The sequence below is a fragment of the Paenibacillus sp. OK003 genome (assembly GCF_900109515.1).
Taxonomy (GTDB): domain Bacteria; phylum Bacillota; class Bacilli; order Paenibacillales; family Paenibacillaceae; genus Paenibacillus; species Paenibacillus marchantiae.
This window is the reverse complement of record NZ_FOBD01000011.1, coordinates 65,756-80,087: the sequence shown is the minus strand read 5'-3', so window position 1 is coordinate 80,087 and position 14,332 is coordinate 65,756. Positions and strand designations below refer to the sequence as shown.

Annotated in this window: 12 protein-coding genes and 1 pseudogene; 10 read left to right on the top strand and 3 right to left on the bottom strand. The window is 48.2% G+C overall.

Going from position 1 to position 14,332, the window contains the following annotated elements:
* Window positions 1–36: 36 nt before the first annotated feature.
* From kduI to BMW94_RS18325, 7 genes and pseudogenes are all read left to right on the top strand, one after another.
* Window positions 37–876 carry a 5-dehydro-4-deoxy-D-glucuronate isomerase gene (kduI, locus tag BMW94_RS18355; RefSeq protein WP_091000433.1) on the top strand — a complete coding sequence of 280 codons (840 nt, stop codon included), beginning with the start codon at window positions 37–39 and terminating at the stop codon, window positions 874–876.
* A gap of 37 nt (window positions 877–913) precedes the next feature.
* Entirely contained in the window at window positions 914–1,672 is a 759-nt protein-coding gene (locus BMW94_RS18350) for a DeoR/GlpR family DNA-binding transcription regulator (RefSeq protein WP_167434846.1), read from the top strand.
* 82 nt (window positions 1,673–1,754) lie between these two features.
* Window positions 1,755–2,507: a 2-dehydro-3-deoxy-D-gluconate 5-dehydrogenase KduD gene (gene kduD, locus BMW94_RS18345; protein WP_091000532.1), complete on the top strand. Its 753-nt coding sequence runs from the start codon at window positions 1,755–1,757 to the stop codon at window positions 2,505–2,507.
* A gap of 35 nt (window positions 2,508–2,542) precedes the next feature.
* Window positions 2,543–3,388 (top strand): sugar phosphate isomerase/epimerase family protein, encoded by an 846-nt coding sequence (locus tag BMW94_RS18340; protein ID WP_091000432.1) that lies wholly within the window; start codon window positions 2,543–2,545, stop codon window positions 3,386–3,388.
* A gap of 247 nt (window positions 3,389–3,635) precedes the next feature.
* Window positions 3,636–4,943, top strand: a complete 1,308-nt coding sequence (locus tag BMW94_RS18335; protein ID WP_091000431.1) for a homocysteine synthase — start codon at window positions 3,636–3,638, stop codon at window positions 4,941–4,943.
* 371 nt (window positions 4,944–5,314) lie between these two features.
* Window positions 5,315–7,330 carry a heavy metal translocating P-type ATPase gene (locus BMW94_RS18330; RefSeq protein ID WP_091000531.1) on the top strand — a complete coding sequence of 672 codons (2,016 nt, stop codon included), beginning with the start codon at window positions 5,315–5,317 and terminating at the stop codon, window positions 7,328–7,330.
* A 180-nt stretch (window positions 7,331–7,510) separates the two neighbouring features.
* Window positions 7,511–8,326 (top strand): annotated as a pseudogene (locus BMW94_RS18325) (alpha/beta fold hydrolase).
* 145 nt (window positions 8,327–8,471) lie between these two features.
* Here the strand turns inward: BMW94_RS18325 and BMW94_RS18320 are convergent.
* Complete coding sequence (locus BMW94_RS18320; protein WP_053779008.1) at window positions 8,472–9,203, bottom strand: ZIP family metal transporter; 732 nt, start codon at window positions 9,201–9,203, stop codon at window positions 8,472–8,474.
* A 253-nt stretch (window positions 9,204–9,456) separates the two neighbouring features.
* On the opposite strand from BMW94_RS18320, the gene trxB reads away from it, so the two are divergent.
* Complete coding sequence (trxB, locus tag BMW94_RS18315) at window positions 9,457–10,398, top strand: thioredoxin-disulfide reductase (RefSeq protein WP_091000430.1); 942 nt, start codon at window positions 9,457–9,459, stop codon at window positions 10,396–10,398.
* Window positions 10,399–10,458: 60 nt separating this feature from the next.
* Window positions 10,459–10,689 (top strand): glutaredoxin family protein, encoded by a 231-nt coding sequence (locus BMW94_RS18310; protein ID WP_024631391.1) that lies wholly within the window; start codon window positions 10,459–10,461, stop codon window positions 10,687–10,689.
* 263 nt (window positions 10,690–10,952) lie between these two features.
* Here the strand turns inward: BMW94_RS18310 and BMW94_RS18305 are convergent, their stop codons facing one another.
* Entirely contained in the window at window positions 10,953–11,150 is a 198-nt protein-coding gene (locus BMW94_RS18305; RefSeq protein WP_017692236.1) for a hypothetical protein, read from the bottom strand.
* Window positions 11,151–11,295: 145 nt separating this feature from the next.
* Window positions 11,296–12,462, bottom strand: coding sequence for an ROK family protein (locus BMW94_RS18300; protein WP_091000530.1), 1,167 nt, complete (start codon window positions 12,460–12,462; stop codon window positions 11,296–11,298).
* A gap of 200 nt (window positions 12,463–12,662) precedes the next feature.
* On the opposite strand from BMW94_RS18300, the gene xylA reads away from it, so the two are divergent.
* On the top strand, window positions 12,663–13,979 hold the full coding sequence (xylA, locus tag BMW94_RS18295; RefSeq protein ID WP_063566575.1) for a xylose isomerase: 1,317 nt from the start codon (window positions 12,663–12,665) through the stop codon (window positions 13,977–13,979).
* Window positions 13,980–14,332: the final 353 nt, after the last annotated feature.

Genomic DNA, 14,332 nt, shown 5'->3' with positions numbered 1-14,332 from the left:
GAACATTATCTGACTCACGAAAGGAATGGATTAAAGATGCAAAACCGTTATGCTGCACACCCAAATGAGGTAAAAACGTATGATACGGCCCGTCTGCGCGAGGAATTCTTGATGGAGCAATTGTTTGCCACAGATGAATTGGTGACGGTATATTCCCATGTAGATCGTTATATTGTAGGAACGGCTGTACCTCAAAGCAAGGATATTGCACTTGAAGTGAACCTGAAGGATATCGGAACGAACTTTTTCCTGGAGCGTCGTGAAATCGGTATCATTAATGTTGGAGGTCATGGAACGGTGACAGCTGACGGTCAAGGATACGAGATTGGTGCGAAGGAATGCCTGTACATCGGCAGAGGTGTAAAAGAAGTTGTGTTCAAGAGCAGCGGCAACGATCAGCCGGCTCAGTTTTATTTTGTATCCACACCAGCTCACCACACATATCCAACAGTAAAAGCAACGCAAGAACAAGCTCAGCCGAACCATCTCGGCAGCATTGAAGGCTCGAATGAACGGACGATCTATCGCTACATCCACCAGGGAGAAGGCGGAATCCAGAGCTGTCAGCTGGTAATGGGCATTACGGAACTCGACAAGGGCAACATGTGGAACACCATGCCTGCACATACCCACAACCGCCGTTCCGAAGTATACTTGTATTTCAACCTGCCGGAAGATGGCGTTGTATTCCATATGATGGGCGAGCCAAACGAAACACGGCATCTGGTTGTGCGTGACCGTCAGGCCATCATCTCTCCTAGCTGGTCCATCCACAGTGGTGTCGGTACGAGCAGCTATACCTTCTGCTGGGCAATGGCTGGTGAAAACCAGACGTTCGAGGATATGGACGGCGTGGCGATGAAGGACCTGAAATAGGCACGTAAATTCCAAAGAAACAGGAAGTTGATCTGTGATGAATCCATTGAAAAGACATGAAAAAATTATGGAGGCTCTGCTGGAGCGGCAGGAAGTCACCGTCAGTGATTTGAGTGAACTGTTACAGGTCACAGGCAAGACCGTGCGGGAGGATCTCGATAAGCTGGAAGGCATGGGATTACTCGTGCGTGTCCACGGGGGTGCGATGCTGGCTCAGAACGACCAGTATGGCATCCTGACGAGTCGCGGGGCTACGGAAAAGCATCATTCGGAGAAAACGGAGATTGCCGAGCGAGCCCTTGCATATATCCGACCAGGAGATATTGTTGCGCTGGATGGTGGGAGCACTACGTTGGAGATGGCGAAGCGAATGGACAATCAGCCCATTACGGTGGTTACCAATGATCTGTTCATTATTGCCGAGCTGACCAAAAAGGAGCAGGTGCGACTGGTTGTGCCTGGCGGAGCAAGGGTGCGCAATATGCTGGTGGGAGACGACACGGCGGCCTTCATATCAGGTCTCAACATTCACAAAGCATTTATCTCAACGACGGCACTTCATCCGGAATTTGGACTTTCCATATATACAGGAGATCTGGTGCCATTAAAAAAAGCAATGATCTCTGCTTCACAGCAGGTCTATGGCGTCGTGGATCATTATAAATTTGGACAATTTGCCCTTCGGACCTTTGCACACTGTTCGGAGCTGGACTGTATCATCAGCGACAGTCGCTTGGATGAGGAGACAGCAGCCCTGTACAGGCAAAATGGTATCGAAGTGGATTATCAGAGCTGACCTTCAGTTCCACAGTGGTTACTTGACTACCGAGGCTGAAGGACACGGTTTGCAACCCAATAACCATGCGGAGGAATCATTCATGAACCCATTTGATTTAAGCGGACAAGTTGCACTTGTCACTGGTACATCAGGAGGTCTTGGACAAGGAATGGCGATTGGCCTTGCTGAAGCCGGGGCGGATGTTGTGCTGGTGTCTTACTCCAATCCAGCGGAGACAGCGAAAGCCATTGAGGCTCTCGGACGAAAAGCGCATGTGATTGAAGCTGATTTGAGTCGTGAGGATGAACTGACCGGGGTGTTTGAAAAGGCATTAGCCTTTCAGGCGAGAATTGATATTCTGGTCAATAATGCGGGAATTATTCGTCGTACACCTGCAGCGGATCACGGTCAACAGGACTGGCATGATGTCATTGGTCTTAACCTGAATACGGTATTTTTCCTGAGTCAGTTGGCTGGCAGACATATGATTGAACGGGGAAGCGGCAAGATCATTAACATTGCCTCGATGCTGTCTTATCAGGGTGGAATTAACGTACCAGGATACACGGCCAGTAAACATGGGGTTGCCGGTTTAACGAAAGCACTCGCGAATGAATGGGCAGGCAAAGGTGTTCAAATCAACGGGATTGCACCAGGCTATATGGAAACAGACAATACGACTCAGATTCGCGCCGATGAAAATCGGTACCGTGACATCACGGCACGGATTCCGGCCGGACGCTGGGGAACACCTGAGGATCTGAAAGGTCCGGTTGTTTTCCTGGCATCGGCGGCTTCGGACTATTTGAATGGTCACATACTGAATGTGGATGGCGGCTGGATGGCTCGTTAATCCTGTCAGTGATCGATGGCAAAGGAGGCAGTGACATGAAACTTGGTATTCTTGCGCATACGTTTGGCAAACAGCCTACAGCGCAGCTTGCACAGACTATCGCGGATAACGGATTCAATTCGGTACAGTTGGCATTAGCCAAGGCGTTATCGGATGTGGACTCTTCCAATGGCAAGCTGAGCCCTGGACTGGCGAATGAGATCGGAGATCAATTTGCACAGCGCGGAGTCAAGATTGCGGTACTAGGCTGCTATATTAACCCGATTGATCCTGATCCTGTGGCCCGTCGTGCAGACATTAATCGATTCAAGGAGCATCTGCGTTATGCCCGGGATTTCGGTTGCAGTATGGTGGCAACGGAGACGGGGGGCCTGGATACGTATCGGGATACTCATGCGAACGGATATGAAGAAAAGGCGTGGACTGTGCTGCGGGAGACGGTAGAGGAACTGGCGGAAGAGGCGGAGAAGTGGGGCGTTCATGCGGCGATTGAGCCTGTATCTACCCATACACTTCATACGCGTGAACATATGATCCGCCTGTTCGAAGAAATCCCTTCATCCAATCTGGGCATGCTGTTCGATCCTTGTAATCTGATCAAACAGCCGCATGTGGCTGACCAGTCTGCCTTCCTGCGTGAAGTGATGGAAACGCTGTATCAGCGCATCATTGTCATTCATGCCAAAGACGTTGCTTTCAATGCACAGGGTGAGAAGTTCAATCCGGTGCCGGGTGAGGGCATTCTGGATTATCCGTTATTTTTTGAACTATTGAAGACGTATAAACCACATATCGATATTTCACTAGAAGGGGTAACGGCGGAGGAAGCTGTCCCAGCGGCCAAGCATTTACGTGAGATATGGAGTGGCGTTCGGGTATAAACGGTAAAGAGTCGGCAGCAGCCTGGCAGTTGAATCGTTGCAAAAAAATCCTTAAAACCTTTGCGAGAGCAAAGGTTTTTTTTGTATAGCGGTCTTCGTAACACATAATAAATATTTCTTATCGGAAAAATCGGAAATACTTCTTTTCAAAACCGACATCTTGTGAGAGAATATGTAAAACATACGCCACCATGTCATGACATCTAGGGATTTGCCAAACGTATAAGTTAAGGGAGGAAACAGATTTATGTCAAACGAACGTGAGCTTTCATTTGAAACATTGGCAATTCATGCCGGCCAGGAGATTGATCCGACCACCCATGCACGTGCTGTACCGTTGTACCAAACAACATCCTACGGATTCCGTGATACGGAGCATGCAGCCAATCTGTTTGGATTGAAAGAGTTTGGCAATATCTATACACGTCTGATGAATCCGACCACGGATGTGTTCGAACAACGTATTGCTGCACTTGAGGGAGGCGCTGGTGCACTGGCTACGGCTTCCGGTCAGGCAGCGATTACGTTCTCCCTCTTAAACATCGCAGGTGCGGGAGATGAGATTGTTTCCGCAGCGAGTCTGTATGGCGGAACGTACAATCTGTTCTCAACCACACTACCGAAACTTGGCCTGGATGTAAAGTTTGTAGATTCCAGTGATCCTGAAAATTTCCGGGCGGCGATTACGGACAAAACCAAAGCATTGTACGCTGAAACGATTGGTAATCCGCAAGGCAACGTACTGGATATTGAAGCTGTGGCAGCGATCGCCCATGAACATGGCATTCCTTTGATTGTAGACAATACATTCCCAAGTCCATATCTGCTTCGTCCAATCGAGCATGGAGCTGATATTGTCGTTCATTCGGCTACCAAATTTATTGGCGGTCACGGTACTTCCATTGGTGGTGTTATTGTGGACAGCGGCAAATTTGACTGGAAAGCGAGTGGCAAGTTCCCGGGACTGACCGAGCCGGATTCCAGCTATCATGGTGTCGTATATACGGAAGCGGTTGGACCGATTGCTTATATTATCAAAGCTCGTGTGCAATTGCTGCGTGACTTTGGTGCAACGATCTCACCTTTCAATTCATGGTTGCTCATTCAAGGGCTGGAGACACTGCATCTGCGTGTAGAACGTCATAGCAGCAACGCACTGGCTGTGGCGCAATATCTCGAGAAGCATGCGGATGTGGACTGGGTAAGCTACGCAGGTTTGCCGAGTCACCCTTCTTATGAACTGGCACAGAAGTATTTGCCGAAAGGCCAGGGAGCCATTCTGACCTTTGGTATTAAAGGCGGCATAGATGCAGGACGCAAACTGATTGAAAGTGTGAAGCTGTTTTCCCACCTTGCGAACGTAGGTGACTCCAAGTCACTGATCATTCACCCGGCTAGTACAACGCACCAACAACTGACAGAAGATGAGCAGACCGCAGCAGGCGTTAATCCTGAGCTAATCCGTCTATCTATCGGTACAGAGAATATTCAGGATATCCTCTACGATCTGGAGCAAGCCATTAAGGCTAGTCAGCAATCAAGCGTTAGTGTTTAATTCATAACGTTAATAAATTAAATTCACACGAGCCGCTTGTCCTTATGGACGAGTGGCTTTTTTAATTTTACACCGGCTAAGGTGAAAAACCCATTTACAAATGCAGAGCACAGGCATATAATGAAGCAAAAGTTGTATTGGGTAAAAATAATTGCATAAGCACAAAAATGATTATCATTCTCATTCAAAATGATTTGAAAATCATTCAACAACCATTCAATAACCATGCTGCTGCGGGATTCCCGCAGCAGCATGTGTCATTTTTAGGGTATTAACAATGGCTCTCATTCTCAATACGACTTCAATACACGGGACATGGATGCAGCAAAATGCACTCCACAACCCGACATTCAGAAAGGATTGTGATTCATATGCAAGCGATACACCAACCCATTCAAACCCAAGCAAAAGCTGAACAGCGTTCCGCCAATACACCTGGCCCAGGCCGAGGGCGCAAACCAGACTTTCGGGCTATGCTGAGCAACAAGGAAATGCAAGCTGCTCTGGGCAGTGGACTTTTGATGCTTATTGCCTGGGCGACGGCATCATGGTCTAACCAGTTATCCGTACTGCTGTATATTGTTGCTTATGCCATAGGTGGATGGACTAAAGCCAAAGAAGGCATAGAGACACTGGTCAAGGATCGTGATCTCGATGTGAATCTGCTCATGATTGCAGCATCGTTGGGAGCGGCAGCTATTGGCTACTGGAATGAAGGGGCCATGCTGATTTTTATTTTTGCGTTAAGCGGTGCACTGGAGAGCTATGCAACGGAGCGCAGCCACAAGGATATTTCATCACTGCTGGCGCTCAAACCGGAAACGGCGCTGCGTATCGAGGACGGGAAGATGAATCGTGTATCCATCAATGATTTGCAACCGGGGGATCTGTTGCTGGTCAAACCAGGGGAACTGGTTCCGGCGGATGGTGTCGTGTACCGGGGCAGCTCTTTTATCAATCAGGCCTCGATTACAGGCGAATCCTTACCTGTAGACAAAGTCGCTGGCGACGAAGTATATGCAGGTACCGTGAACGGTGAAGGTGCTCTATACGTGGAGGTGACCAAATCCGCTGAAGGATCGTTGTTTGGCAAAATCATTAAACTGGTGGAAGAAGCACAGACGGAAATGCCGGATTCCCAACGCTTTATTGAGCGTTTCGAGGGGATCTACGCCCGTATTGTTGTCGCCGTAACGGTGCTGGTTATTGTGGCAACACCGCTATTGCTTGGTTGGACATGGAATGATGCGTTTTACAAAGCAATGGTCTTTCTGGTTGTAGCTTCACCTTGTGCCCTGGTTTCTTCCATTATGCCGGTCATGTTATCAGCGATGTCTAGCAGTGCACGTCGCGGTATTCTCTTCAAGGGTGGCGCTCATGTGGAGAACATGGCCCAGACCCGGGTGGTTGCTTTTGATAAAACAGGAACATTGACGATGGGTACACCACAGGTGACCGATATTATAACGGCAGACGGATATGACCGTACACAGTTGTTGGGTGCGGTAGCTGCCATTGAGAACCTTTCGATGCACCCACTGGCTCGGGCTATTGTGGAGCGGGCCGCCAAGGAGGACATCAACCTCCCGATTGCAGAACAGGTTCAAGCTCTGACAGGCTGGGGGATTGAGGGGAAAGTAAACGACGTGCTCTGGAAAATTGGCAAAACGGATGAGTTGGATACGCATCATATGAGCAGTGGGATAAATAATGCAAATGATACAGAAGGGCAATGGGGTGCTTCTGATATGAAGGATTTGGCTGTGTGGCATGGCATACGTGCCCAACTTGAGGGAGAAGGTAAAACCGTGTCTGCCATAACAGCGAACGGGGAGATGGCTGGACTGATCGCGATGAGGGACACCGTGCGCCCACAAGCGGCCGCAGCGGTGAAAAAGCTGGAAGCGATGGGTGTGAAAGTGGCTATGCTGACAGGTGATCGTCCCGAATCGGCAGCAGTGATCGCCCGTGAGACAGGTGTGAGCCTGGTATATGCAGGTCTGCTACCCGAAGATAAAGTGAAGCAGGTGCATCTGCTTCGTGAACAGTACGGGCAAGTGCTGATGGTTGGGGATGGTGTGAATGATGCGCCTGCACTTGCAGCGGCAACGGTGGGTATGGGCATGGGTGTATCAGGTAGCGGCACGGCACTGGAAGTAGCGGATGTTGTACTGATGAATGACAATATTGAAGAAATCGCCTGGGTGATCAGGCAGGCTCGCCGGGCACAGCGGACGGTGAAGCAGAATATGTTTTTTGCCATCACGGTAATTCTGGCTCTAATCGCAGGTAACTTTTTACAAGATGTTGCATTGCCCTTGGGCGTGGTAGGCCATGAAGGCAGCACGATCCTGGTTATTTTGAATGGACTAAGACTGCTGCGATAACGATATCCATTTGAAAAAGACGGCGTTTGAACCTTGGGTCAGCGGGTAATGAATCGAAGAGATGATTCTAGAGAAACGTTCCAAACGGAATATGACTCATGGAACGTTGTTATTGAAGCATTACCATGCAGTTCGCAATTTGCCGCTGCAGCGACATGACAATAAAGGGAGCTGTGAAATATGGGACGTTACGTACAAGTGGAACCGAATGTGAGTGTATTTGTTGAAGATATTGGCCAAGGAACACCGGTTGTCTTTTTGCACGGCTGGCCTGTCAATTATAAAATGTTTGAATATCAATTAAATGTATAGCCGAATCATGGCATACGTACCATTGCCATAGATTTCAGAGGGTATGGCAAGTCGGACGCACCGTCCACAGGCTATGACTACGACCGGATGGCGGACGATGTTCGTGCCGTGATTGATGATCTGGAGTTGACCGACGTTGTACTTGCGGGCTTTTCCATGGGTGGAGCGATTGCCGTGCATTATATGGCCCGCCATGCAGGACATGGTGTATCCAAGCTGGCGCTATTGTCTGCGGCGGCGCCGGTGTTCACCCAGCGTGAGAGTTATCCGTATGGATTGACTCCAGCGCAGCTTACTGAGCAGATTATTGAGCCGATCTTCGCAGATCGTCCAAAGCTGCTGGAGACGTTTGGCGGCATGTTTTTCGCGAAGCAGCATAGCCAGCCGTTTATGGATTGGTTCCATGCACTCGGTATGGAGGCTTCGTCGTACAGTACGATCTCCAGTGCAATTGCACTGCGAGATGAGGATTTGCGAGGTGACCTGAGTTCGATTCAGGTGCCTACAGCCATTTTGCACGGGAAGAAGGATGAGATATGTCCATTTGAGTTTGCCGAGGAGATGAACAAAGGCATTGCGGGTTCTCAATTGATTGCTTTTGAGGAGAGCGGTCACGGGGCATTTTATGATGAATTGGAAAAATTCAATGCCGAACTGATTCGATTTATCAAATCCGGATTGTAATCGTCCAACGACCTTTACAGATCATTTCATTCAATCTTCATTTGTGAACAAAAAAAGAACCTGGAAGTTCAGCGAGCCGCTGTGCTTTCAGGTTTTTTGCCGTCCATCATTGTGTTCATGTGAGGGCTGTTCTTACTTCTTTCCATTAAAAGAGTTCAGTCAGCCCAATCATCGTGATCAGTCCGAGCAAAAAGGAAACCGTTGCCGCCCGTGCATTGCCGTCGCCGTGGCTTTCGGGAATCAGTTCCTTGTACACGATGAACATCATCGCACCCGCTGCAAAGGCAAGACCATAAGGGACCAGACCGGACACCAGACTACTGAGTGTGTAACCAATCATGGCTGTAACAATTTCAACTGCGCCAGTCAGCGTGGCGATACCGAGCGCCTTGAAGCGACCGATGTTCTGATTGACGAGGAAGAGGGCGACCAGGAATCCTTCCGGCGCATTCTGCAATCCAATGGAAAAGGCAATCAGATTGCCAAGTCCTGCGTCACTGCTCGCGTAGCTGACACCTACCGATAGCCCTTCGGGCAGGTTATGCATAGTGATGGCTGCAATGATCATGAAGGCTTTGGCTTCAATTTTGAAAGGCATCTTCTCGGGATTTTCCAGATCCACATGGGGAATCTTCATCTCCAGCACAAGCAGAACCATGCTGCCCAGCATAATACCAAGGGCAAGTACAAACAGATTGGATTGCCCGAGCGCTTCCGGAATGAGATTGTACACCGAGGCAGAGGTCATGATGCCTGCTGCGTAGGCAAGCAAAATATCACGCAGACGGTGAGTTACTTTGCGCATAAATAGAATAGGTATGGCCCCAAGGCCGGTAGACATGGCTGAGATAAAGCTGCCAATGAGTGCATCGTTCATGCTTCCATTTTCCCTCCTGATGAAGACTTCTTCATAATCGCTGCCGAGCATTGACACCGTACATAAAAGAGATCATAATGAACAACAGATTAGAATGATTATAAATTAGAATTCCGTTTCTGCATAGGTTAATTGTCATAACGGGCAGGTCATGTGGACATGATGTAGGCTTTCGTTCTAGTGTATGCAAAAGCATTTGCTTTTGATGCCGGAGTGCCTGACCTTTTTGCAGAACCCGGGGGAGGAACTATACATGTATAAATCAATTATTATTGGAACAGGCCCTGCAGGGCTGACAGCAGCAATCTATCTGGCACGTGCCAACTTGAACCCTCTTGTTATTGAAGGACCGCAACCTGGTGGTCAACTGACAACAACAACAGAAGTGGAGAACTTCCCAGGTTTCCCTGATGGCATTTTGGGTCCTGAACTGATGGACAATATGCGCAAACAAGCAGAACGCTTCGGTGCAGAATTCCGTACAGGCTGGGTAAACAACATCGATATGAGCGAGCGTCCATTCAAAATTCAGGTTGAAGGCATGGGGGAACTCGTATCCGAAACCTTGATCCTGTCTACAGGCGCATCTGCTAAATATCTTGGTATTCCTGGAGAAGAAACGAATGTGGGCCGTGGTGTCAGCACTTGTGCGACATGTGACGGATTCTTCTTCCGCAACAAAGAAATCATCGTTATTGGCGGTGGCGACTCCGCGCTGGAGGAAGCGAGCTTCCTGTCCCGTTTTGGTTCCAAAGTAACCCTGGTACACCGTCGTGAAGAACTGCGTGGTTCCAAAATCATGCAGGATCGTGCACGCAGCAATGAGAAAGTAGAAATGGCATTGAATCGTACCCCTCTTGAAGTGCTGGCTGGCGACAATGGCGTAACTGGATTGAAAGTACTGAACAACGAAACAGGTGAAGAAGAAATCATTCCTGCTAGTGGTGTGTTCGTAGCGATTGGTCACACACCAAACACTGGATTCCTGGGCGGACAGATCACAACCGACGAGCACGGTTATATTCTGACTACACCGGGCACATCCGAAACCAATATCCCAGGCGTATTCGCTTGTGGTGACGTACAGGATACCCGTTACAAACAAGCGATCACAGCAGCAGGTAGTGGATGTATGGCTGCGATGGATACAGAGAAATATATTGAGAGCTTGGAACACAGCGCAGTAGTCCTGTAAGGGAAGAGCTGTTTTGTTCCATAGATTAGTCTATTAAAAAACAATATGAGGTGAATAAACATGGAAAACGTAATTGTATACACATCAACCAACTGTCCAAACTGCAAATCGGTAAAAAGCTTCTTGGCTGACAAAGGCATCTCTTATGAAGAGCGCAACATCGAGACAAGCGATGAGTTCGCACAACAAGTATGGGATATGGGCGTACGTGCCGTACCTCTGACTGTCATTGGTGAACACCGCATTCTGGGTATGAACAAAACTCAATTTGCTAAAGCGCTGGACGCTTAATTTCCCCTGTATAGGGCAAGTTCAAGTCACATGCAGCTATTCCGGTTCGCGCGAGCCGTTTGAATATATATTGGAGAAGCCTTAGTCCGCATCAGGACTGAGGCTTCTTTTATTTTGAAATGCCAACACACTGAGTTGTCCAGTAATTCCAACTGTTTTGCAACATGAAAAATCCCTTTTCACAGCTACAACAGAGCACATATTTCATGAACTCTTTTGTGGATGTAAAAAGGGATTTGACGTTAAAATCAATCATATTTTATCTAAAAAAAGATACTCATAAAGGTCTGAAATACTACATACACCAGTAAGCCTGACAGCATGTACATGAAACCAGCCTTCTTTTTGCTCTGAAACAATCGAAGTATGCCAAGGCTGAACAGCGGCGCAAGCACGATCAGGAACAGGAGTACGGTGACAAACATTTGCGCCGAGATATCTGAAGTATCCACGTAGGTCACGAATTTTCACTCCGTTTCGTCATCGGAATTAACACGGCGACATTCATGCCGCCATGACAAAAATCACATAACCCTATTATACCTCTGGATTTCTTTAACAAAAAGGGAGGAAATGGGGCAAAATGATGTCAATTTTCAACGGTTATTAGACGGACACTCTTATTTTACCTAGAAATTGGGAAATTGCTGAGTAAGCGGCACCCACACGTGTGGACCGACTGCCCAGGGCAGCCCATTCAATCTGCAAACTGCGGCGATGATAGGGCAACGTACGTTCCTCCACCACTTGTTTCAGCGCCGTTTCAATCCATGGTCTGGCTTCAGAGAGAGGGCCGCCAATAATGATGCGCTCAGGATTGAAGCTGTTGACGATATTGGTGATGCCAACTCCCAGTTTGCGGCCGATTTCCTGGTATAGCTTCAATACATCTTCATGGCCTTGCTGTGCATATTCAATCAATTCCCGTGTCGTATGTGCCGGCAAAAGCAATTGATGATCCGGGTGCTCATAAGCTTTCTCCGAAGCATATAACTCCCAGCAGCCACGATTGCCACAGGAGCAAGGTCTGCCCTCTGCTTCAATGGACATATGGCCTGTTTCTCCGGCATATCCCCAGGCACCTTTGTACAGCTCACCGTCCACCATAATACCTGAACCAATCCCGATGCCTGCACTAATATAGATCAGATGACGTACACCGATGCCTGCACCAAAATTCAACTCTCCGTGAGCTCCTGCATTCGCTTCATTATCGATGGTCACGGGCAGTTCGAACACTTCTTCCAGCATGGCACGCAGGGGAACCTTCTCCCACCCTAAGTTGGGTGCAAACAGCACCGTTCCTTCCTCGTCCACCATACCCGGCACCCCGATCCCAATGCCAATTACCCCGTGTGGGGAGGGAGGGGCTGCATGAATCAGATGTTCTGCCGCAAGTTTCAACTGTTCAAATACAGAGGACACATCATGATGTTCCAGCTTAACGGCATATTCTGTGATGATATGACCTTCCAGATCGGTAAGCACACCCTTTAAGTGGGTCACGCTGAGCTCCAAACCTACGGCATATCCCGATGTACCGCGAAACAGCAACATTAGAGGTTTACGTCCACCACTGGATTCTCCGGGGCCAATTTCTTGCAAGAGTTCATCATTGATCAGATCGGCAACCAGATTGGATACCGTTGCTTTATTCAGCCCTGTAATCTCGGATACCCGTGCACGGGAGAGGGGGGCATGACGCCGAATCGTATCGAGGACGATCGACTTGTTTATTTTTTTGACCAGCATCTGGTCTCCGGTAATTTTCATATCCATAAGGCACTCCTATTCTTCTATAAAAGGGTTCAGACCCGCAATCCGTAAACAAGCTATTCGACTATTATAGCGTAAACAAACGTGCAAAAAACATTTTTATTTTTACTTTGTTTAACCAATAGACAAAGTATAACCGATGTGTTAGGATAACGTTGTAAACGATTACTTTCAAAACTATTGAGGAGGCATTTACCATGGCCTATTTTGAATCCGTTAATAAAATTTCATTCGAAGGTAAAGATTCCACGAATCCATTTGCTTTTAAACATTATAATCCGGAAGAAGTTGTAGCCGGCAAATCGATGGAAGAGCACTTCCGTTTCGGCATGGCTTACTGGCATACATTAACAGCGGGCGGTAGTGACCCGTTTGGTGCGGAAACTGCTGTTCGTTCTTGGGATAAATACTCCGGTCTGGACCTCGCGAAAGTACGCGTGGAAGCAGCATTTGAATTTTTGGAAAAAATGAATCTCCCGTTCTTCTGTTTCCACGATGTGGACATCGCACCAGAAGGCAACAGCCTGCGTGAGTTCTACAGCAACATTGATACAATCGTTGACCTGATTGAAGGTCACATGAAATCCAGCGGCAAAAAACTGCTCTGGAATACAGCGAACATGTTCTCCAACCCACGCTTCATGTTTGGTGCAGCTTCCACTTGCAACGCAGATGTGTACGCTCATGCTGCAGCGCAAATCAAAAAAGGTCTGGAAGTGGGTAAACGTCTGGGCGCAGAAAACTATGTGTTCTGGGGCGGTCGTGAAGGTTATGACACATTGCTCAACACAGACATGCAGCTGGAACAAGACAACATTGCCCGTATGTTCCACATGGCAGTAGACTACGCGAAGGAAATTGGCTTCGATGCACAATTCCTGATCGAGCCTAAACCGAAAGAGCCAACGAAGCACCAATACGACTATGATGCAGCAACTTCCATTGCCTTCCTGCAAAAATACGGTTTGGACAAACACTTCAAACTGAACCTGGAAGCTAACCATGCTACACTGGCTGGTCACACATTCGATCACGAGATCCGCGTTGCCCGTACAAACGGCATGCTCGGTTCCCTCGATGCCAACCAAGGCGACATGCTGATCGGTTGGGATACGGATGAGTTCCCGGTTGATATGTACGATGCTACATTGACAATGTACGAAGTATTGAAAAACGGCGGTATCGGCCGTGGTGGTGTGAACTTCGACGCCAAAGTACGTCGTGGTTCCTTCGAAGCAGACGATCTGTTCCTCGCACACATCGCTGGTATGGATACGTATGCTAAAGGTCTGAAAGTGGCAGCAAAATTGATTGAAGATCGTGTATTCGATGACTTCATCGAAAAACGTTACAGCAGCTTCAGCGAAGGTATCGGTGCAGATGTGGTTGCAGGTAAAGCAACACTGGCTTCCCTTGCAGAGTACGCGCTGAACAACGAAAGCCCACGCAAAAACCAATCTGGACGTCAGGAATTGCTGAGAGCAAAACTCAACCAATACATCCTGGCTGACTAATATCAGTTAGGCTTTGGGTATGGAAGATTGTGAACCAACGAATACGTTTTGCCTGTAGTGACGCTTGTACACTTGTACAGGAGTATAACAAAGTGTGCACGCCAGCATAGCCTAAGCTTGTACCACGGAACGCCTGAACAAGCATGACATTCGGACCGTCCCCGACTTTCCCCTGGGAAGGCGGGGACGGTTTTTTGATTTAAACAAACAACGCGGTTTTTGAATTTTTGATACAAATGAATAATTTGCATGCAGAACGGAGTGAGCAGAAAGGACCCGAGGAAACGGTAGTGTTCGCATTTATCCCCGGATTTTCCCCTTGGAAAAGGGAATGAGAAAAATCTGGGGGTAAC